We start from the raw sequence: 20,505 nt of genomic DNA, 5'->3' as shown, positions 1-20,505 counted from the left end.
CCATGAGCAAGCGCGTTGATGTGCTGAACGCGGTAAAGGAGATGGTGCAGCTCGCACTGCCCGGAGCATCGGTGAAGGGCATGACCGCGGACGAGGCCAAGCCCGAAGCCGTCGGGCTCTTGGGCATGGTTATCGTCCGCTCCGGCGATCCGGGTTCACCCGATATCGATCTCTGCCCCCCGACCTACCATTACGAGCATTCGATACCGATCGAGATCGCGGCCTATCAGTCCTCAAGCCGGACCAGCCAAGAAGTGCTGGACGACATGATGTCTCTGATCGGCGCTCGCATTGCAGCGGACCGATTCCTCGGTGGCCTCTGCAACTATCTGGACGCCGAGGCGCCCACTGACGGCGAGACCGATATGCGTGGCGCCGTCCCCGTGGGGTGGGCCGAGTTCTCGATCATCGCCAGCTATTCGACCAACAGCCCTCTCGGCTGATCCTTCCGTACCGCAAAGGAGGCCCCGATGGCCATACCACCTACTTCCGGACCGCGCCCGTTGGGCATCAACGCCGTTCTGGCCGCGGCATTCGAGACGACCTACGGCACATCGCCGGCCGGCACCTATTACAAGCTGCCGTTCGTCAGCCACGGCCTGGGTGAAGTCCAGCCGCTGATCGAGGATGATCAGCTGGGATTCGGTCGCGAGGGTCTCGATCCGACCTACGATGTCATCACCAACGATGGCGATATCGTCGTGCCGGTCGATCTCCGCGGCATCGGTTTCTGGCTGCGCGCGACCTTCGGTGCACCGACCTCGGCGAGCGCCGGCAGCGGCAAGTTCGCGCATACGTTCACCTCCGGTGCGACGACCTTGCCCACCGTGACTGCCGAATTCGGCAACCCGGAGGTGCCGACCTACAGCGCGCATTACGGCGCGGCGGTCAATTCGCTGAAGATCGATCTGGCGCGTTCGGGCATGCTTAACGCGGTGCTATCGATGATCGCGCAGGGTGAGGCTGATCCGGCTACGACCAGCATCGCGGGGTCGCCAACCCTGCTGCGCGGGCCGCGCTTCGCCCAGGCGACCGGATCGATCAGCGTCGATGGCACGGCGGCCGGCGACGTCGTGTCGGCCAGCCTGGCCTATTCGAACCAGCTGGATAAGGTCGAGGTGATCCGAGAGGACGGCCGCATCGGCGGTATCGATCCCGGGAAGGCGATGTCGAGCGGCTCGCTGAGCACGCGGTTCACCAATCTCACCCTGCTCAACAAAGCGCGCGCCAAGACGCCGATCGCGCTCAGCTTCGGTTGGAAGATGGACGGCGGGTACAGCCTGATCTTCACGCTGCCGCGCGTGTTCCTGCCGAAGCCGAAGCGCGCGATCCTGGGCCCGAAGGGCATCATGGCCGATTTCGACTGGCAGGCGTCGGGTTCGTCCGGGGCGCAGCTGTCGGTCGTGCTGACCAACGATACGGCATCGTACGCCTGATCGCGCAGTAAGGGAGCGTTTCAATGACCAAGAAAACCGAGGCGCCTGCCGCGCCGACCTATTTCCTCGCCGGCGGCATGCCGGACGATGTCGCCAAGGCGCTGCGCATCAGCGATGCTGCAACGGGCGAGGAAATCACCAACGTGATCGAGGCAGATGCGGCGGCCGGAAAGGTTCGGCGCTATGCCGTCGAGGGCGGCAACCTCGTCCGCGTCGACGATCACTACGAGGTGATCGAGGAAGATCGAAAAATCCGCATCGACTTCGTGGACGCCGGCTGATGCTGTTCAATCTCGGCAAACCGGAACCGGTAACGCATGAGCTGATCCCCGCCAGGGGCAAGGCGCCGGCCGTCAAGGTGACGTTCAACGCCCAGCCTTCGGCGCTTTCGTTGCGCGCGGCGCGCCGCGCGGTGGCCGAGATCATGCGCGAGCACGGCGATGATGGCATGGAGCGCGCAGGTGACGCCTTCAGCGCCGCATTGATCCGGCACAACATCCTATCGTGGGAAGGGATCGGATCCGCTGCCTCCGATGACGATTTGCCGATCGCACCGACCCACGACCGCGAGTTGCGCGACGAGGAAGGCAACGTGACCGGTGTCGAGGTCGGCACGATCAGTGCTTTCCTCGCCGAGCCCCGCCTGTTTGAGGCGGCGGACCGGGAATATGTCATGCCCTGGACGCAGCTGGATGCGGAAAAAAACGGCTTGGCGCCCTCGCTGAATGGCACTTCGGAGGGGGAGACGCCGGAGGCCGATACTGCCATCTCGTCTGCGACGCTGGAAAGCTCGGGCGCTGTCATGACGAAGAAACCGGCGCTGCGGCATGCCCGTACGACCGGCACGAAACCCGCACGGAAGCGGGCGAAGGCGTCTGGCAAGTAATCAGAGGTATCGGGTCTCAACTGCGGCTGGCGACGATATCGGGCCCTGACGGCGCTGTTACCCGCCCCATCGGGCTCGATTATAGCGCTGTGATGATGATCGGTGCAGCAAGAAGCGCCGATCTTGAGATGCTCGCTGAGATACTCCCGCGCGTCGAAGCTGCGATCGTCAATCCTGCTGACGAAGAGCAGCCGACGAACTGCGGAGACGAATAGCTAGGATTGATGGCCGGACCGTCGCGATTTTGCGGCGCGCCGGCGCTTTGGAAAGGAGGTCGATCATGCCAATGAAATCGGTCGGCTTCCGCCTGCACACGGATGGCAAGGCAGAGGTCAAGAACGACTTCCGTGAGGTTGGGGCGGCCGGCAAGGCCGCGATGAACGAGGTAGCGGAAGGTGCCGAGCAGTCGGCGACCCGCGCCGCGGCGGCGACCGATGCGCTGACCGAGCGGCAGATGGCCGCCTATCGCCGCCAGGCGGCGCAGGCCAAGGTTGCCGCGGCGCAGGCAGGGGTCCGATCGCAGTTCGATGCGGTCGCGGCAGATCGCGGATCCGGCAACCAGTTTGCAACGGTGAATCTCGATCGATCGACCGGCGCCGCCCGTCAGAGCGCGGCCGTGTTCGAAGCCGCAGCGCTTGCGGAAGAGCATCTTGCCAACGCCGCGATGAAACTGCGCGCGGCGATCGACCCGGCCTATGCCGGCCAGGCGCGATATAACAGCGAGATGGCTGAGGCGCGGACGCTGATCGCGGCGAACGCGATTTCGCTGGACGATTATTGCACCAAGCTGCGGATCGAATCGGGACTGCTGCAGGCCAACACCGCGGCGCATCGGCTGGGTGCATCGTCGGCAGGCGCGCAGCGGGCGGCGATGCAAGGCTTGTCGTTCCAGCTGCAGGACGTGTTCACGCAGCTGTCGATGGGCGCGAACCCGATCCAGGTCGTGGCCATTCAGGGCGGCCAGCTAGCGGGCCAGTTCGCCAACCTGGAAAGCAAGGCCGGCGCCGTTGCGCGATTCATGATCGGCCCTTGGGGGCTGGCGCTCACGGCTGGCGCCCTGGTCCTGGCGCCGTTCATCGGCAAGTTGATCGACAGCAACAGCGCGCTCGACGATGCGGTCGACAAGCTGAAAAAGGACGCGGCCGAGACCGAGGTCAACCGCAAGGCAAAGGAGCGCTTCGCGCTTTCCACGGCCGGTGTCTCCGCCGCCATCCGCGATCAGGAGGCGGCGCTCGACGCGACAGCCAAGTCCAGCAAGACAGCGGCCGAGCAGGATAGCGAAACGGCAGCCGCAAACCTCAAGCACATCATCACCACCCGCGAACTGACGGTCGCGCTGCTCGCCCGGGCGAAGGCCGAATATGCCGCCAGCCAGTCGATGCTCAACCCCAACGGGGGTGCTGCCCAATACGTCTATGCAAATCGACTGGCCGAGATCCAGGCGCAAGCCAAGCAGGCGGATGCTGATCTGGCTACCGCACGGCGCAACTCGCAGTCCGCCATGGCCAATCTCGCCGACGAAAACGCGCGTCGATCGCTCGATCCGGTGGAGGCGATCAAGCGCTCCTATGATGGCCCCGCCGGGCTGATCGCGAAGGCAAAGCAGCGGCTGATCGCGGAAGGGGCGACACGCGCCGAAATGGAGCGGCAACTCGGCATTCTGCGGCAACAGCAAGCGGCGAGAATAAAGGCCGCACAGGAAACCGATCGGCCAGGCCGCCGCGATGGTGAGACTTTGACCGCCGCCGCGGTGGCCAAGATGCTGCGGGATGCCATCCCGGGCGTGCAGGTGACCAGCACGACCGGCGGCAAGCATGTGCCCAACAGCTATCACTACAAGAGCCAGGCTGTCGATTTCGTGCCGGCCGGCGGCATGGCTTCGATGGACAAGGCTGACGTGCGCCGGTTGTTCGAATCGCGCGGCATCGATGTTGTCGAGCTGCTCGGGCCCGGTGACAAGGGCCATAGCGATCATTTCCACGTCGCGTGGACCAAGGGGAAGCTGGCGCTCGACGAATTCAGCGATGCCGCGAAGCGCGCGCAGGATCGCGAGCGTGATATCCAGTCCCTGACCAGCCAGTTCGATCCGGCCAAGGCTGCGGCGGACGATTATCAGCGGACACTGGCGAAGATCGCCGCCACGCATCTCGATCCTGCCACGGCAGCGCGCTACGCCGAAGGGGCCAAGGATGCCTTCATCAAGGCGCGCGCTGCAGCGTTTAGCTTACCGTCGGTGGAGGGGTACCGCGGCGACCAGACCGTCGAGGACGAACGGCTTAAGCAGATCGAGGAAAGCGACAGGCGCCGGCAGGAATATATCCAGCAGTTCCGCGCGGATCAGGGCGCAGCGCTGGCCTATTCACAGGCGGAACTCGATCTGGTCGGCGCAAGCGATACCGTTCGCGAGGCGATACTCAGCAAGCTGCAATTGGCGAATGAGCTGATGCGCAACGGCGTGGATATCCAGTCGGCAGAGGGCCAGGCGCTGATTGGCATTGGCGCGCAGATCGATGCGAACAATGCTCGGCTCAAGGTGCAGGCGGCCGCCTGGGATGAGGTGCGAGGCTTCGGCAGTCAGTTCGCGGAGACGGTTCTCTCGGAGGACACGTGGTCGAGCTGGGGCAATGCCGGAAAGACGATCCTCAACGAGCTTAAATCCGAATTCATCAAGCTGGCGCTGCTCAACCCGCTGAAGAACATGATCAACGGGAACGACGCGCTGCCGACCCTCACCAGCATCTTCACGTCTTTCGCCGGTGCGGGACGCAACGCCGTGGGAACCGAAAACTGGTCGGGCGGGATGACGTGGGTGGCGGAGAACGGGCCGGAGCTGATCAACCTGCCTGCCGGCAGCAAGGTGACATCTGCCGCGGATACGCGCCGCATGCTGGCAGGTAACGATAACCGGCCAATGCAGGTGTCAATCGACGCCAGCATCCACGCCCCGGGAGCAAGCGCGGAGCAGCTGGCGGTCGTCGCGGAAAACCAGCGGCAGATGGCAGAGCAACTGCCCGGCCGGGTGATCGCGATCATGAACGACGCCAAAGTACGGGGCCAGGCATGACGATCACGTTCCCCCGCGCCCTGCCGGAGGCGTTCGTCGGCTCCGGCCCGGTGTTCGAACTGCAGCGGGTGGATTTCCTGTCGCCCGAAACAGGCGGGCGGCTGGGCGCCCTGACGGCCGGTTTCCCGCTATGGATGGCGTCCTGGCCGATGGCCAACAGCATCGGCCGGGTAAAATCGGACGAGGTGACCGCGTGGGTCGATTCGATGCGCGGCGCCGGAAAGCGTTTTCACGGCCGGGACGTCTCCCGCCCCGCCCCGCGCTATCATCTGGGCGGCGTGCCTTTCACGATCCACCCGTCCAGCTGGTCGCAAACGTTCGACGCCGATGGCACGGCAATCTTGCAGCTCACCGGCTGCCTGAGCGGCATGGTGATCAGCCATCGCGATTATATCGGCTTCGAATGGGACGGCTGGAAGCGATCATTGGTGCGCGCGATCGAGCCGGCAACCGCCACGGCCGGCGGCGTGCTGCAGTTCGCCATCGAGCCGCCCGTGCCCCCGATCACGCCATCCGGAGCGGTGGTGAACCTGGCCGCGCCGACCTGCCTGATGCGGCTGACCAAGGATACCAATGTTGGGGCGATGACGCGCCGCCTGTCCGTTTCCGGCGGGAAGATCGCCGCAGTCGAGGATCTCGTACCATGAAAACGCTGCCATCGGCCGCCATGGCGGAGATCGTCGCCGGTACGGCCATCGAAGTCGGCGCGGTAGAGATCCTGTGCGATCCGCCCGTGCGCGTATGGGGTGGGCCGTGGCCGATCGAGATCGAGGGTGAAGAGTATATCGGCATCGGGGATCGCGGGCTGGCCCGGGTCAGCGCGGGGGCGCTCGGCAGCGCTGCGCAGGATGTGACCTTGCAACTGTCGGGCGTCGATCCTGACGTGCTGCCGCTGCTCGAGGCCGAGGAGTTGCGTGCCGCGCCGGCGGTGCTGCGTCGCCTGATTTTCAGTGGCGCGGGTGCGCTGCTCGATGTGCAGGTTTTCACGCGCGGGCGGATCGATCAGGTCACCAGCCAGGATATTCCCGGTTCCACGGCAACGATCACCGCCAAGATCGAAGGCGCCGCGCGCGGCTTGCGGCGTCGTGGTGGACGGATGCGCACTGACGCCGACCAACGTCTCGTGAAGCCGCTGGACGGCGGTCTGCGCGCGATCGGCTATTCGTTCAACAAGACGCTGTATTGGGGCGGCAAGCCACCCCAGCGCGCCGGCGTTGCAGCGGGCGGATCGCTGCGCGACATGCTCGTCCAGAAGATCCAGAAACTGTAGCGGCATGGTGCGGGATTATGATGCACTGCTCGGCTTCATCGCCGATCGCCGGGACATGCCTTTCGCCTGGGGGCGGCATGCCAATGACTGCGCGAGCTTTGCGGCAGGGGCCGTGCTGGCGCAAACTGGGCGCGACGTCATCGGTTCTGCGACCTGGTCGTCGCGGGTCGGCGCGCTGCGCGTCGCCCAACGGCTCGGCGGGCTGCCGGCGATCGTCACCGCCCGGTTAACCGAAATCGCGCCGGCAATGGCACAGCGCGGCGATGTCGCCGGCGTGGCCGACGATCTGTTTCCCGGTGGCATCCGCCTGATGGTGGTCGAGGGCGTCACACTGGTCGGCCCGGCCGAGCAGGGTACCGAGCGACAACAGCGCGCGGCGATGATCCGGGCGTGGAGCGTCGACGCATGAGCGGCGTCATCCGCTCTGTGCTGCCGCTGGCACTGACCATCATTGGCGGCGTAATCGGCGGCCCGTGGGGAGCGGCGATAGGATCGTTCATCGGCAGCGTTGCAGTGGCGACTGTGCTGAAGCCCAAGGTTCCAAACGCGCCGGAGGCGCAGGCGCAAACGGTCGGCCTCGATCTCGGCGAACTTGGGCGCGAAGCGGTGTTCGGTATGGCGCTGACCGGTGGCGGCATGGTCGACGCATTCAATTGGGGCGGCAAATACGGCACCGATTGGGAGGCGCTGGTGATCGCGCTGGCCGATCATCGCTGCGAGGAACTGGTCGGTTTCTACATAAACGATGAATATCATGCGTTCACCGGCAATGGCTTGGTGTCGGGGTTCAACGGCAAGCTGTACCTCAAATGGTATCCCGGCACCGAAGACCAGGCGGTCGGCGACGATATGCTGGCCCATGGCGGTTATGGCGCGAACGACAATCTCGCCGGCATTTCCTATGTGCTGGCGAGTTATATGGCGGATGCCAGCGACGAGAAAAACCCGACGTGGACCGGCGGCCGTCCTCGCTTCGCGTTCCTGCTCAAAGGCGCGCGCATCTATCAGGCGCGCAAGGATTCGACCGTTCCCGGCGGATCGGGACCACATCGCTGGAACGACCCCGCGACGTGGGAATGGAGCGATAACCCGATCGACTGCCGATATGCATGGGTGCGCGGACTGTACGCATGTGACCGGATCGACCAGCCGGGGCAGTTGCTGATCGGGCGTGGGCTTTCGGCCGCGGAAGCGCCGCCAGAGAATGTCGCCGCGCCGGCCAACATCTGCGACGAGCTGGTGGCGAAGGCGGGCGGTGGCAGCGAACGGCGGTACCGCATCGGCGCAGTCATCAATGCGCTCGATCAATTCGATACGGTGGAAGCGAAGTTCGCCAGTGCCTGCGCTGGCGTGATCCTGCAGCCGGAAGGGGCGATCGAGATCGAGCCGGGTCATGCCAAGGCACCCGTCAAATACATCACCGACGCGGATATGGTCGTCGGCAAGCCGATCGCCTTTTCCGATTTCCGATCGGAAGCGGATGACGAATGGTGCAACACCGTTATCCCGCGCTACGTCGAGCCGAGCCAGCGCTGGGCGGACCATGGTGCGCCGATCCGACGCAACACGGCGGACCTGATTGCTGATGGCGGGTCGCGGGAGAACACGCTGCAGCTGCCGTTCGTGACGTCCGGCACCCAGGCGCAGCGCTGCGGCGAGATCGCGCGGCGGCTCGGCAGGCTGCTGCGTACCGCCACGATCACCCTGGGGCCGCGTTTCAGCGAGCTCGAGGAGGGCGACTGGATCGTCTGGACCTCGGCTCGCAGGACCAAGGGTCTACCGGTGATGTGGCGGATCGAGGCTTATGCGCTCGACGAGGCCCGGCAGATCACGATCCAGCTGCGTGAGATCAATAGCACGGTCTATTCATGGACGGCCGTAGACGAGATAGCGCCAGGCGCCACGGCCGAGGCGCAGACGCCGCCTGATGGTTATGGCGTGCCGGACGTAGGCAGCTGGTCGCTCGCTGGCGTTTCGGTGGGCGCGGACGGCGCAACCCAGCCGGGCCTGACGTTCTCCGGCGCGGTCGAGGATCTGTACGTTTCGGCGGTCCGGTTCGAATATCGGCTTTTCGACACCGGAAACGGCCCATCGGATAACTGGATCGACGCGGGTATCGCGGCTCCTGCCGTTACCGCGCGCACGCTGACCAGCGTGGAGAGCGGGCAGGAATATGAGGGCGCGGTATCCTACACCTTCCCGCAGGGGCAGCCCGGCGAGCGTCTGGTCCTGGGCCCAGTGACCGCGGGCAGCCTCACTGTTCCAGGCACGACGCGCGGCGCGCATCGGTTGCTGAGCCGCACCGTAGCCTTCCCGTTCAGCAGCGACGATACGCACATCTACATCTCAGCATTCACCGGCACGATCGATACGGCTGAGACCATCTCCTTTCCCGGTTCGGCGCTTAGCGGACTGGATAGCGGGCAGTCCTATGGCATTTTCTGGTCTCTGTCCGGGAGTTCCTATTCCGCAGTCGCAGCGCCGGCGCTGTCCAGCATGGCGGACAGCAACCTCGTGTTTTTCGAATGGTGGTCGACATCCGATGGTGGTGTCTACCCGCCCGGGGAAACCCCGCCGCCCGGCGGCGGTGGCGACGGGTACACCCCGAGAACGCCCGAGGTCTGACAATGCCACCTCCCGTCGAAACTGTGCCAATGAATCGCCGGGTCTATGCGGTTTTTGATGCCGACGATGACGGCACGGTTACCCTGCGTCTGACGCTTGATCCGCCCTCCCTCGGAGAACCATCAGCGGTGCTGATCTGGCGCGGTGTTCTGCCGATGGCGAACCCGATGAATATTCGGCTGGTCAGTGACCCGTCGAAGGATCCGTCGCTCAAGGGGCCACCCGGCGCCAAAGGGGACACCGGTGCCAAGGGGGCGGCGGGTGACGTAGGCGCCGCCGGAGCACCAGGCGCGACGATGCTAGGCACGGTCACCGTCACGCAGACCGCGGCGGTGGCGCTATCCGCTGGCATTCGATCGGTGACCCTGATGGTGCCGACCGGGCTTGGCGTGAAGGCCGGCGACAACATCCTGCTATTCCCGACCGGCGCGCTGCCGGCCGGCTACGCCCTGCACAACGCGATCGCGACCGCGGCCAACACGCTGGTGGTCTACTTCACCGCGCCGCTGCTGGCGATCGGCGCATCCTTCTCGATCCCCTGCCGCGTCATGCGGATCGGCTGACCAGCCCTCTACCGGAGACACATCAATGGCAACTGCAGCACGCCTGCCGCTCGCGGCATGGCGCAACGAACTGTGCGTGCGGACGATCCGCTTCGTGGGGCTCGACCTGACCGGCGTGGACATGCGCATGCAGATCCGGTTGCGGCCGGATGCGCCAGGCGCTCCGCTGATCGCGCTCGCGACGGTCACGACCGCATCGGCCGAAGGTCTTAAGCTGGATAGCGTGACAACCGTCGCGGGCATCCCGACCAGCACCGTTGTGCTGCGCATCAACAAGACGACGATGACCAACGCGGCCATGGTGCCCTACGGTGGCGAACCCGGCGCCGATACGGGCCTTTCCTATGCGATCCAGCTTGGCGGCACCTCTGTCGGCGCGACGCGCGTCTATGGCCCGTTCATCGTGCTCGCGAACGTCATGGATTCCGATGGCGCGCCGACCGGGCTGGTGTCTGGCTACGGCAACGCGGCGAGCGGAATGTTGCCGTGGAGCGCCGCACAACTCACCTTCGGCGACGATGTCATCAACATCTCAATTGACGGGATCGACCTTCTGGCCCCGTTGGTCGCGGCTGCGCAGGCCGCCCGGGATGCCGTCATACCAACCCCAGGTCTAGGGCCGCCATCGAACAGTTTTGGCATCAATGGAAGCACATATTACGACACCACGAACCCACTCGACCCAATTTTCTACGGGCCGAAAGCGAACGGCGTTTGGGGGACGGGCAGAAGCTTGCGCGGCCCGACCGGCGCACCTGGCGGGAACTTCCTGTCGTCGAAAAACGTGCAGGCCTCCCCATATTTCGCACTGCCCGGTGTAGACACAACGGCAGGCGCGGCCGCCGTAAAGTCGGGAATTGCTACGGCCTGCACGGATGCGAACACGGCTGGCGTCGGGATTCTTCTGCCGGCGGGAAGTTATCTGGCAGAGAATACCACGATCACTAGCGGCGGGGTGGTACTCACCGCGGCGGACAACACCTCGCTCGAGATCCGCGGCGAAGGCCGGACATCCATCATCAAGCGCCGCGCTATTGCGGGCAATACGATTGCAAGCGGTGGCGCAAACGCGCTTGTCTGGCTGCGCGGCAACCAGGGCGCATCTTACGTCCTCCGCGACTTCGTGGTCGACGGGAACGAGCGAAACTATCCGTTCAGCATCACTTCCGACCCTCCGGTTGATTACGTCGCAACCGCTGGGCAGACCGACTTCGCATACCCAAGCGCGATCGATTACGTCGGCATCGAGGCCTTCACCCGGATCGGCGGCATCTGGTACGCGTACGATTTTCTCGATTATGCGATCATTGGAACCGGGGCCTCCCGCATCGTGCGGTTCCATACCGCTCGAACGGCAGGGGAAGAGGTCCGCATTGGTGACCCATGGTACTTCGAGCAGACGGCGAACATCCGCCACCTGAGCGGCACCGGGACCATCAAGTCGATCACGATCCAGAATTTCTCCTCCACGGGCGAAATTGGCGATGGTTATTTCAGCGCGACGCCTAGCGAAGAGCTGACCATCACGAACTTTAAATCGTATGGCCGGACCGTACGCCCGCGTTCCTCGATCCAGCTTTCGCGTATCGCAAACGTCTCGAACGTCTCGGACTTCATCGTCGACGGCTTCGAAATGGAGCCAGCGCTCACTCCGGACGGAGCAGTCATCAATCTTACGAACGGGTATATCCGCGGCCCATTCGACTGCGCTGGCGATGCCGGTTCGTCGGGCAACCGTCCTAACATGTTCATCACGAACGTCGTCAGCCTCTCCGGGCAGAACGTGCACCCGCTCAAATATAACAACTTCTACAACGTCTACCTCCGCATGTTCGGCGGGCAGATAACTTCGGTTTCGCGCGTGCAGCGCTGCGACGCGATCTGGTTTGGAACCCGCGTCGTCCAAGACCCGAGGGATCTCGACAATGGGGTCAAAGACACGTTCCGCTCGGTCGAGGTCTGGCACGACGAAAGCTTTACGCGTCGGCAGCGCGTTGAATGGCGCAACTGCGATTTCGTTATTCCGACGGGCGTCACCAAGGGCAATCTGATCGACATCAAGACCATCGCCACGGTCTTGAAAGCAAGCACGATCCTAAAGGACTGCAACATGATCGGGGACGGTGCCCTCGATTACATCTTGGTCGGTTCCCGTTTCGGTGAGTTGAAGATTTCAGGCGGTAATCTGGCAGTCAAAAAGGCGATGGCCTCTGTCGGTGCCGACACTGGCTACGTTTTCCGCTACGTCCTTTCGGAAATGGAGAATTGGGATGGCCGGGTCGCGGGCGTAGCAACGGCTGGCCTCGTTGAGGTCCCCGTGGGCGTTACGGCCGCCAGTGCCGAGATCATCGTCTCCGGCACGTTCGACACGGCCAAGATCCTGCCGTTCGGCCCAACTGGCACGCTACCCCGAACCGAGCCTGTTCTAAAGTGGGGCGGCAACGCGATTGCCATCGTGGACGCATCGCCTGTCGGTATTCTCCGCGGTTGGCCTGGACTGCGCGCTCGGCTGCGTGTCCCCGGCATCGGCGTGAACGAATGGGTCTATCAGAACGCGACGGCTGGGCGGATCGGTGAAGTCAATTCGTGGGTGCCAGTCCCGACGCGTTTGGCGCAGGTTAGCCAGTTGATCAGCGGGCCGGGCGGCATGGCGGCCAACGCCATCACCTCGGAAATGTCCATTACGGTGGCAACTGCGGCACTGGGCATGACCGCACGGATCACAGCCTCGCCGGACCTCGATCCGGGCTTGGAGATCTGCGCGGTGCGGGGCGTGGCGGGCGCCGTGAAGTTCCGCGTTCGCAATATGACTGCGGCCGGCGTGACCCTGAACAACACAACCTACACCGCCAACATCGAGGTGCCGGCATGAAGAAACTGGACGCGCACGGGCTGCAAAGCGAGCTCCAAGAACAGGGCTATTACGAAGACCACTGGTACATCGATGGAGTGGTCGGCCCATACATGCTGCGCGCCTATATGAAGAAGGCGGACGGCATGACCCCGCGCAAGCCATCGCTCATGGCGGCTCGCACCATATTTGAGATGGATATCTCGGACGCCGCCAAGCTGGATCTGGCGAAGCTGGTCAACGAGCGCGGCGAATGGCATTTCGAACCCGAAGAGATGGTCGCACGCGCCTTTGCCGCCAAGGTCAAGTCGTGAGGCTAAACGGCAACAGGGCTTTGTTGAGTGCCGCCGCGGGTGAATCGGCGGGCGAAGGCCGACGAGCGCTTGCGCCACTTCTCTTCGATAAGGTCGAAGGTGACCGTCGAAATCAACAGCACGACGGCGACATAAAGCACGATCAAGGCGTCAGCCAGCAGGGGCGCCGCCACGATTCCGGTGTTGTCGCCGACCTTGCCGATCGCCAGCGCATCCAAACCGAACTTGGGCATCACCGCGACCGCCGACAGGATGCAGACCACGATCAGAACGTGCACCATGTAGATCGAGTAGGATCGCTTGCCGAGGAACTGACCTGGGGCGGTCATCAGGACACGCGAAATGGCGCCCTTTTCAAAGGCGAATACCAGCACAGTCGCGCAGAACACCGGGACGACGGCAGCGCCCCATTCGAGCGGGCAGTAGATGACGACGGCGAACGTCAGCAGGACCATCGCGGCCTCCCATGCGGTAGCGCCGGGGAGTTCGTCGGGCATTTTGCGCCACAGCGAGTAGATGAGGGCGCCGCCCGCAAAGCCGAACAGGCAGCGCGGGACGCCGTAATCGAAGGTGCCGGCCGGACCAGCCGCGCCGGCGGATATGATGACGCCCGCGCTGATGATGCCGATTGCCACCAGCGGTATCATGCCGCGCTTGCCGCACAGTCCGAAGCACGCCGCGAAGATCAGGTAGGCGGCGAACTCGGCGCTGATCGACCAGGCCGGGATGTTCCAGCTGGCGGATGGCAGCGTGTTCCACGCCTGTATCAGCAGGATGTTGGCCGGGATGTAGGCGAGCTGGTCCTTGCCGGAGAACGGCTCCTTGCCGAGCGACATGCCGGCGTGCGTAGCGGCCAGCATGACGAGTTCGTACGCGATGAAGCCGAGCAGGACCGCGATGTGCAGCGGCCAGAGCCGGCCAATGCGTCGGATGATGAACGACCAGACGTTCGCGCGCGTGCTGCAGATGCCGTCTCGCGCAGAGTGCGTGATGACGAACCCGGACAGAACGAAGAAGAAGTCGACGAAGCGGTACGACGCGCCCGAAATGGGCATGGCCGAGATGTAACCGCTGGTCTTCAGGTGGCCAATCACCACCAGCAAGGCACAGACGCCGCGCCAAGCGTCGAGGGCGATATAGTGGCGATCTTTCTGCATCGCCTTGATGTGCCCCGGCAAAGGCCCGCGCGCAACCCTGCAGCAAGGAGGGGGACGACGGCGATACCCCTCATCCTCAACCCGATCGCCGGGAGGAACCCATGACAGCGCTACGGATCCTCGACCAGATCACAAACCGTATGAACTTATTTGTCGTACCAGATCGCGAAGATCGCGGCGGCAGTGATCGCCAGCAATACGATCATCAACAGGACATGGCCGCGAGTGATCACTGGCCAGTGCCAATGCCCGTCCTGCGACCGACGCCGGTGCTCGACAACTTCGATTCGGCTTTCATCCATATCGCGGCCTCTAGGCGTCCTGCGCGCGAACGCAATCGATTTGGGTCGATCCCACGTATATCGAAGGCAAGCCGCGATTTCCATCTTTCGGTGATCCGGACGGCCGCGCCGGCATCTTATCGGCAGGCGGCCGTCACGGTGAAGGGAGCGCGCGATGAGTGATCCCGCCATCATTCACACGATCGGGGTTGCCGCGGTTTGGGCGATCTTCCTGTCGTCGATCCGCTTCACAGCCGTAGGGTTTCACGGCCTCAAGCCCGTGGCGCGCTGCATATGGCACGTCGCCCGCTGTGACGGACCTGACAAGACCGCATGCCGTCGGCGGCTGCTCAACAGCTTGGACCGCGCCTATGCCGAATTGCTGATCGCGATCACGACGCCCTGGAGCGTGATGCTGCTGTTCGCCGGCATGCTGCTGCTCGGCGCTGGGCTTTCTCTTGGTGCCGTGGGCGGCATTGCCCAGCTCGTTTCACTGAGTCCCGGAAAATGGTCGGGCTTCGACCGAGGTATGGATCTTTTGGGAGCGCTGCTGATGTGCACCGGAATGGCATCAATCCACGCGGCAGTGACCAAGCGCCGTTCGATCAGCCTCTTCGTCAGCGTAGGTTTTGCCGTGATGGGCGTCGGTATCGGCGTAGTCACGGCGGTGCACCCATGAGCTTCAAAGATAGCTGGCCTGCCTTCTGCCTCATGGTGTTTGCGGTAGCGTCAGGCCAGATCGGCAGGCTGGGGCAGAAATACGAGCGCGGCGCCGCGATCGGGGTGCGTCAGATCGTCGTCGAACTGACAATGCTGCCGGCATTCGGCTCTCTCGGCGGCGCCATCGCAGTGGAATATCGCTGGCCATGGTGGGCGGTTATCGCGTCGGGCATATGTGCGGGCTGGGGTGGTTTTGGTACGTTCCGGCTGCTCGCAAGTGTCGGGCGCAGCGCTCTGCAACAGGCGATGGGCGCTAAGGCCGAGCCGCCCTTACAATAGATAAAAGCGGCCCAACCGAGCGTTTCCCCGTCGGTCAGGCCGCCCCCATTCAGCAGCTTACGTGGTGGGGAGCCTTTCATCACTGCTAACTAAGCGGCAGTAGGCCCCCGAAGCTACAAACTCAACTCGTCCCGGTGAAACGGCCCGCTCGAAACCGGCGGATCGAGCGGGCCGCCCCCTGTTCGGCGCGCCGCAGAGTGGAGCTACCGGCGCGGCCGAGTAAGCATCAAATCAGTGCACTAACGCTTTTTCAACATCAAAAACGGCCCGTCCGACCGAATTGTCGAACGGACCGCTCCTGAGATCAGACCGGCGCGAAAGGGAGTTAAGCGCCGCCCCTGCGACGTTGAACACGCCGGTCGAAAGATAGCAACTGCGGAGAACTATTATGACGACGGTTTCAGAGCCGGCGTGGCTTAGCCATGCCCGAATGCTTTTTGGTACCCGCGAAGCAGCGGGCGCGGCGAACAATGCCTCCATCCTCGGCTGGGCCAAGCTGCTCGGCGCGAAGGTGCTGGGCATGGCCTATAATGCCGACAGCGTCCCGTGGTGCGGCCTGTTCGTTGCCAATTGCCTACGCGCGGCCGGGATCGATCTTAGCGCGATAAAGGTCGCCGTGCGCGCGAAGGCCTGGGAAGAGTGGGGCAGCAACCTGCGCGCGGAATACCTCGCGCCAGGTGCGATACTCGTGTTCGACCGCGCCGGCGGTGGACACGTCGCATTCTACGTCGGCGAGGATCGCACGCATTACCATGTGCTGGGCGGCAACCAGGGCGATCGGGTCAGCGTGATGCGGCTCGAAAAGTCGCGGTGCATTGCTCGGCGATGGCCAAAGGGCGTGGCGGTCCTCGGTAAGCCAGTGCACGTTGGCGCGTCGGGCGTGCCGGTGTCGAGTAACGAGGCGTGACCTGGGCGGCGGCGCTTACGCTGCTCAAGCGCATCTGGTGGTCGGCGCCGATTGCCCTGCTTGCCGCCGGCTTGATCGTCACACGCGGAACGCTGGCGGACGCCCGGGCCGACCTGAAGCTCGAGCGAGCCCAACGGGCGACCGACAAAGCGATCGGGGAGCGCGACGTCGCCGAGGCCGAGGCGGGGTTCAAAGGGCAGCTGGCCACGGCTTCCGAAACCTATGCCGCCCGGCTTGCCGCACGAGAACCGATCATCCTTCGCTCAACCGATACCGTGAGGACCTATGCTGAAACACCTGCTGGCCGCGTGCTGTGTCTTGCCCCTGACCGCGTGTCAGGGATCGACACCTTTGACCTTGAGCTCTTTTCCGCAAATTCCGCGTCCACCGGCCGCAGCGCTGCAGCCGTGCCTGCCGACGCCGATCAGGCGGCAGGCGGACGGATCAGCGAGCAGCGCTGATAGTGAGGGCACGATCCGCGACGGTCGCGCGGACCTCAAGGCGTGTGACGACAGGCGCCGGCTGTTGGTCGAAGCGTGGCCGGCTATCGCTGCGGTCACACTAGCACAGCCGGGCCAACCTATCGGAACAACGCAATAGCAAGGAGTACGGCCACCGCGATGATAGCGATCCGCAAGCCGCGCCCCATCAAGTCGATGCCATTCGGGCGTCGGCGAGGCGTTGCGGATTGGCCGGCGCTACCTCCCTGGCTCGCCAAATTACGAAATTGCCTGGTTTCATAAGGGTTGGCTGGCTTTCACTTGTCGAGCTCATGGTTCTCGACCTCGGCGCATAGCGCTTCCACTGATGCGCATTTGCCGGCCGCCCCAAATAAGGGTGCGAGAAATCATGTCCCGGGCAGTCGCGGAGCCGGTGAGCAATCTGAACTTCGTAAAACATAAGCCCGCGTAAAAGCAGGGAAGCTAACCTTTGTTCCAGCCGCAGCGGGAACGGAGCCCAATGCTGAGACCGACGAGGGCCCAGAATGATACAGACGAGCTTTGTCGTGCGGGCTTATCAACGGTCGCCAGACAGGCAAGCCAGCGGCGGCAACGTCGCACCGCTTGGTGCAAGGAAGTGCCGCACTTCACAAGTTGAATTGATAAATGAGTGGTGGAAATGTCTCAACTTAAGTCAAAGACAATCGGATTTGAAGTCAGATATATAGTAGCCCGCTAGTGCGGTTTGCGCACGTTGGCTTGGTATTATCTATGCCCGAGCAGCAAGAGACCTGGATTGAGGCAATGGAGCTTCTGAACGAATATGGCGTCGGCTGGCCCGACGAGATGGAGCGCCGCGTGTGGCAGCTACGTGGGCTTGAGGAAAACAGCGACAAAATGGCTCACCTTAAGCGCATCATCGAATGCCTCGTGCACTTCCATTTCCCCGGCAGCTCACATTAGCGATCACATGCCTCACCGCGATCTTCTTTAGATTTTTGGGAATACTGAAGAGAAGGTCGTCGCAGCAGGCTGCGCGTCGTTGTCACTGCTGTGGCAGACGCTTGCCGGCAGCCATTCGCGCGAAAGTAGGCGCGCCCCTGGCGGCGGCGCCGCGCGTAAAGGTTCGTGGCAGCAAGGCATGGAGCGAGCGCGATCTTGCGCTTTTGCTGGAGTTAGTGAGCAGCGGTTGGGCGATCCCGCAAATTGCACGTCGCCTTGAGCGAACGCAGTCAGCGGTGCGCTCCCGCGCTCAGAAACTCAACATCAGTGTCAAAAGCAAGTGAGTGACCGCGTCGACCCTTGGTACTGCAATGTCGCCCCTGGCGGCGGCGCTGGCACCGAGCGTACCAATTACAGTTCGCCGCCCGGCTGACGAATCTGCGAACAGCGCAGATGGCGCGGGCACGATCCGCGAATGTCGTGCCGACCTTAAGGCGTGCGACGATCGCCGTCGGCTACTATTGGACGCTTGGCAGCGCGCGGATCAACCGCGAACGGGTCGTCGCCCGAAACCCACGGCCCCACTGAGTTCGGTGCTGTAGCGTCGGAGGGCTCGACGAAAGTAATGCGCCGTACGCCCCGATCGGCCAGCTGAAAGGCAATTTTGGCTAGGCATTTTCGGTCCGCGCTTTGCCGAGCAATCACGCGGACCGGTCTACCCGCGGCCCACTGCGCTGTGCGGCGCTTAAACTCAGCCTTATCCAACTCGCGATCGGCAAATTTCAATAGGCACTTCGTGCTGCGCGCCACGACAACAATGTCATCTGTTTCCGTCTCCTGTTGAGGAACGGACATCAGAGCGAAAAATACTATTGCGAGCAGAAGCATGCGCGTTCCTACAGGTGACAAAGGTCCGGTGGAACCATCGGAATCCTCCGACGAGCACACGGCAATCATCTCTTTTACAAACCCGCTTGCATCGGTCGCGGTCAAACAATATTCTTTGATCTCCCAAGGAGATGGCGAAGCGGAGGTGTGTGCCGCGATGACAGATGTTACATATTATAGGCAGCGCGCGCAGAAAGAGCGCGAAATGGCAGCGGCGTCTAGCGACCCGATGGTCGCAGACATCCATCGTAAGCTCGCTGAAGAATATGACGAACTAGCCTCGACAGGAGGGCGCCGTCTTCGGGTGGTGAAATAAGTTTCAAATCGATGGGACATTGTGCCCCGCCGGGCCGTTTGATGCCGGACGGGAACACCACATGGCAGCGACAATCACGACAATCGGCATGGCGATTCCGCCTGCCCCTTATTCGCTTGGTGACACTCTGCAGCGTAGCTTTCCAGTCAGTGACGGCGACATTTTTGGGGAGCTAATTGCGAAGCTCGATGAGGCCGCGCCGAGCACAGATGGTGGCGATGTGGTTGTGCAGATATCGGAGCCCCGCATTAGCTAGCCGCGCGCTGTCTCAAGATCTGCGGGCACCAGCTCCGTTAATTGCCGAACGTGCGCTGACGGCTTGCGACGACGGCCGCGGAGCAGCTGAATCAACTGAAAAAGCCGGAGGCGGCGTTTCGTGAGATCGAGGCCGTTACCGGGCCGGGATGATTGCGTTATCTTCGCGATCCTTCTTGATCCGCTCAATTCGTTCAGATTGATCTGCCAACGCCTCGAGCCGATCTGCCGACATGTTCAACCGGTCGCGTACGTTTGACAGCGTGCTGCTGGCGGCGGTTGCACGATCCACTGCGGCTCGCTGCCGCAATTGTTGGCTCTGAAGGCTCACTTCCATTCCCCGAAATCGTTCCGGTGATCCTATCTTCCAAAGACCTTAGCAAGTCGAGCGTCGTTCTTGTCCGCCAGGGGGGCAGCGCGGCGAGGCTTTCGCCGGCCGCCTCGGCTAGATCGGCGAGGCGCTGGCGCACTTGGTCGGGCGATGTACGGCCCGCGCAGCCCGGGCTAACCAGCCGGACTTTTCTTGCGTTCTTATCTGTCGTTGCCACCGATAACCGCAGGCGAATCTACAGCGGTGAGCATAAGTGAAAACAAGATCAGCCCCGCCTCATCGCTAACGTTGAGCGTCCAGTCCCTGTCTTCCCAGAACGTCTCACCATCCATACAGAATATCGTCCCTGCAAGCTTGATAGCTTCACACCGGGCGTCTTCCAAACTTTCGAGTTCGACCGTATTATCGCCGTTCTCGCCGACGACCTGAAAGCGGTAAAGAGGCATTTTCTACGATCCTTGGGGCGAATTTACGGGCGGAATGCTAGTCGCTCGCCCCGACCCGCGTCGCGGGGGATCACGTAGAGATGTTGAGAGAAAGCATCAGGGTTAGTTCCGTTCCGGGGACATGCTTAAACACATGCTAATAATGCCTATGGGTCACACACGTATATAGGCCCCACCATATTTAGGGCCTGTCCCCGTCCCCCGGCGGGGGGGCAAAGAGCGGGGAGACCAGCCTTTTCCGTCAAGGGTCCGGACCGGGTAGCGGCGCAACCCGACCTCGCCCTTAAGCTAACTCCAGCGCGACGAGGCGGCGCCAACCTTAAAATGCAGTGGAAAGCGGCGGTTTTGCATAAGGCGATAGATCATCTTCTTGCCAAAGCCGACCCGCCGGCAAACATCCGGGGTCTCAAGACGCGGACGAAAAGCAAATATCTGCTGGGGGCATGGTAGGGGGCACTCCACAAGTCGCTTGTATGCAGAATACCGGAAAAGCGCCGAAAAATATAGCCGGTGTGGTAGGGTCATCGCCCACCA

At 63.1% G+C, this 20,505-nt stretch carries 23 protein-coding genes; 19 read left to right on the top strand and 4 right to left on the bottom strand.

The features are described 5' to 3' along the window. Nucleotides 1-2: 2 nt before the first annotated feature. From NV401_RS18405 to NV401_RS18345, 13 genes are all read left to right on the top strand, one after another. The gene (locus tag NV401_RS18405) at nt 3-443 is read left to right on the top strand and encodes a hypothetical protein (RefSeq protein ID WP_261295920.1); all 441 of its coding nucleotides are present in this window, start codon (nt 3-5) and stop codon (nt 441-443) included. Nucleotides 444-470: 27 nt separating this feature from the next. Next, nucleotides 471-1,436 carry a phage tail tube protein gene (locus tag NV401_RS18400; protein ID WP_261295919.1) on the top strand — a complete coding sequence of 322 codons (966 nt, stop codon included), beginning with the start codon at nt 471-473 and terminating at the stop codon, nt 1,434-1,436. Nucleotides 1,437-1,459: 23 nt separating this feature from the next. Then, on the top strand, nt 1,460-1,717 hold the full coding sequence (locus NV401_RS18395) for a hypothetical protein (RefSeq protein ID WP_261295918.1): 258 nt from the start codon (nt 1,460-1,462) through the stop codon (nt 1,715-1,717). Further along, on the top strand, nt 1,717-2,322 hold the full coding sequence (locus NV401_RS18390) for a hypothetical protein (protein WP_261295917.1): 606 nt from the start codon (nt 1,717-1,719) through the stop codon (nt 2,320-2,322). The genes NV401_RS18395 and NV401_RS18390 overlap by 1 nt, the downstream gene beginning before the upstream one ends. Next, on the top strand, nt 2,322-2,537 hold the full coding sequence (locus NV401_RS18840; protein ID WP_452651772.1) for a DUF7697 family protein: 216 nt from the start codon (nt 2,322-2,324) through the stop codon (nt 2,535-2,537). The genes NV401_RS18390 and NV401_RS18840 overlap by 1 nt, the downstream gene beginning before the upstream one ends. A gap of 65 nt (nt 2,538-2,602) precedes the next feature. Continuing rightward, nucleotides 2,603-5,386, top strand: coding sequence for a phage tail length tape measure family protein (locus NV401_RS18380; protein ID WP_261295915.1), 2,784 nt, complete (start codon nt 2,603-2,605; stop codon nt 5,384-5,386). Further along, entirely contained in the window at nt 5,383-6,033 is a 651-nt protein-coding gene (locus NV401_RS18375) for a hypothetical protein (RefSeq protein WP_261295914.1), read from the top strand. The genes NV401_RS18380 and NV401_RS18375 overlap by 4 nt, the downstream gene beginning before the upstream one ends. Further along, complete coding sequence (locus tag NV401_RS18370; RefSeq protein WP_261295913.1) at nt 6,030-6,656, top strand: hypothetical protein; 627 nt, start codon at nt 6,030-6,032, stop codon at nt 6,654-6,656. Before NV401_RS18375 ends, NV401_RS18370 begins: the two co-directional genes overlap by 4 nt. Nucleotides 6,657-6,660: 4 nt before the next feature. Further along, nucleotides 6,661-7,065, top strand: a complete 405-nt coding sequence (locus NV401_RS18365) for a DUF6950 family protein (RefSeq protein ID WP_261295912.1) — start codon at nt 6,661-6,663, stop codon at nt 7,063-7,065. Then, nucleotides 7,062-9,281 (top strand): phage tail protein, encoded by a 2,220-nt coding sequence (locus NV401_RS18360; protein WP_261295911.1) that lies wholly within the window; start codon nt 7,062-7,064, stop codon nt 9,279-9,281. Before NV401_RS18365 ends, NV401_RS18360 begins: the two co-directional genes overlap by 4 nt. 29 nt (nt 9,282-9,310) lie before the next feature. Continuing rightward, nucleotides 9,311-9,844: a hypothetical protein gene (locus tag NV401_RS18355; protein WP_261295910.1), complete on the top strand. Its 534-nt coding sequence runs from the start codon at nt 9,311-9,313 to the stop codon at nt 9,842-9,844. 25 nt (nt 9,845-9,869) lie between these two features. Further along, nucleotides 9,870-12,716, top strand: coding sequence for a hypothetical protein (locus tag NV401_RS18350; protein ID WP_261295909.1), 2,847 nt, complete (start codon nt 9,870-9,872; stop codon nt 12,714-12,716). Further along, nucleotides 12,713-13,009: a hypothetical protein gene (locus NV401_RS18345; protein WP_261295908.1), complete on the top strand. Its 297-nt coding sequence runs from the start codon at nt 12,713-12,715 to the stop codon at nt 13,007-13,009. The genes NV401_RS18350 and NV401_RS18345 overlap by 4 nt, the downstream gene beginning before the upstream one ends. 2 nt (nt 13,010-13,011) lie before the next feature. Here NV401_RS18345 and NV401_RS18340 read toward each other — a convergent pair whose 3' ends face one another. Beyond that, nucleotides 13,012-14,166: an acyltransferase family protein gene (locus NV401_RS18340; RefSeq protein ID WP_261295907.1), complete on the bottom strand. Its 1,155-nt coding sequence runs from the start codon at nt 14,164-14,166 to the stop codon at nt 13,012-13,014. 101 nt (nt 14,167-14,267) lie between these two features. Here NV401_RS18340 and NV401_RS18335 point away from each other — a divergent pair, with 101 nt between their 5' ends. The 6 genes from NV401_RS18335 to NV401_RS18310 all read left to right on the top strand — a co-directional run bounded on the left by NV401_RS18335 (nt 14,268) and on the right by NV401_RS18310 (nt 17,756). After that, on the top strand, nt 14,268-14,630 hold the full coding sequence (locus NV401_RS18335; RefSeq protein ID WP_261295906.1) for a hypothetical protein: 363 nt from the start codon (nt 14,268-14,270) through the stop codon (nt 14,628-14,630). After that, entirely contained in the window at nt 14,623-15,126 is a 504-nt protein-coding gene (locus NV401_RS18330; RefSeq protein WP_261295905.1) for a hypothetical protein, read from the top strand. The genes NV401_RS18335 and NV401_RS18330 overlap by 8 nt, the downstream gene beginning before the upstream one ends. Next, on the top strand, nt 15,123-15,446 hold the full coding sequence (locus NV401_RS18325; protein WP_261295904.1) for a hypothetical protein: 324 nt from the start codon (nt 15,123-15,125) through the stop codon (nt 15,444-15,446). The genes NV401_RS18330 and NV401_RS18325 overlap by 4 nt, the downstream gene beginning before the upstream one ends. A gap of 388 nt (nt 15,447-15,834) precedes the next feature. Then, entirely contained in the window at nt 15,835-16,353 is a 519-nt protein-coding gene (locus NV401_RS18320) for a TIGR02594 family protein (RefSeq protein WP_261295903.1), read from the top strand. Beyond that, nucleotides 16,350-16,814: a hypothetical protein gene (locus NV401_RS18315; RefSeq protein ID WP_261295902.1), complete on the top strand. Its 465-nt coding sequence runs from the start codon at nt 16,350-16,352 to the stop codon at nt 16,812-16,814. The genes NV401_RS18320 and NV401_RS18315 overlap by 4 nt, the downstream gene beginning before the upstream one ends. Nucleotides 16,815-17,564: 750 nt before the next feature. Continuing rightward, nucleotides 17,565-17,756 carry a hypothetical protein gene (locus NV401_RS18310; protein ID WP_261295901.1) on the top strand — a complete coding sequence of 64 codons (192 nt, stop codon included), beginning with the start codon at nt 17,565-17,567 and terminating at the stop codon, nt 17,754-17,756. A gap of 468 nt (nt 17,757-18,224) precedes the next feature. Here the strand turns inward: NV401_RS18310 and NV401_RS18305 are convergent, their stop codons facing one another. The 3 genes from NV401_RS18305 to NV401_RS18295 all read right to left on the bottom strand — a co-directional run bounded on the left by NV401_RS18305 (nt 18,225) and on the right by NV401_RS18295 (nt 19,971). Further along, the gene (locus NV401_RS18305) at nt 18,225-18,728 is read right to left on the bottom strand and encodes a hypothetical protein (protein ID WP_261295900.1); all 504 of its coding nucleotides are present in this window, start codon (nt 18,726-18,728) and stop codon (nt 18,225-18,227) included. A 602-nt stretch (nt 18,729-19,330) separates the two neighbouring features. Next, nucleotides 19,331-19,525 carry a hypothetical protein gene (locus NV401_RS18300; RefSeq protein ID WP_261295899.1) on the bottom strand — a complete coding sequence of 65 codons (195 nt, stop codon included), beginning with the start codon at nt 19,523-19,525 and terminating at the stop codon, nt 19,331-19,333. Between the two features lie 200 nt (nt 19,526-19,725). After that, the gene (locus NV401_RS18295) at nt 19,726-19,971 is read right to left on the bottom strand and encodes a DUF6894 family protein (protein WP_261295898.1); all 246 of its coding nucleotides are present in this window, start codon (nt 19,969-19,971) and stop codon (nt 19,726-19,728) included. Nucleotides 19,972-20,505 lie beyond the last annotated feature (534 nt).

The organism is Sphingomonas hylomeconis (genome assembly GCF_025370105.1).
GTDB classification, from domain to species: domain Bacteria; phylum Pseudomonadota; class Alphaproteobacteria; order Sphingomonadales; family Sphingomonadaceae; genus Sphingomonas; species Sphingomonas hylomeconis.
This window is presented reverse-complemented; position numbering and strand designations above follow the sequence as displayed.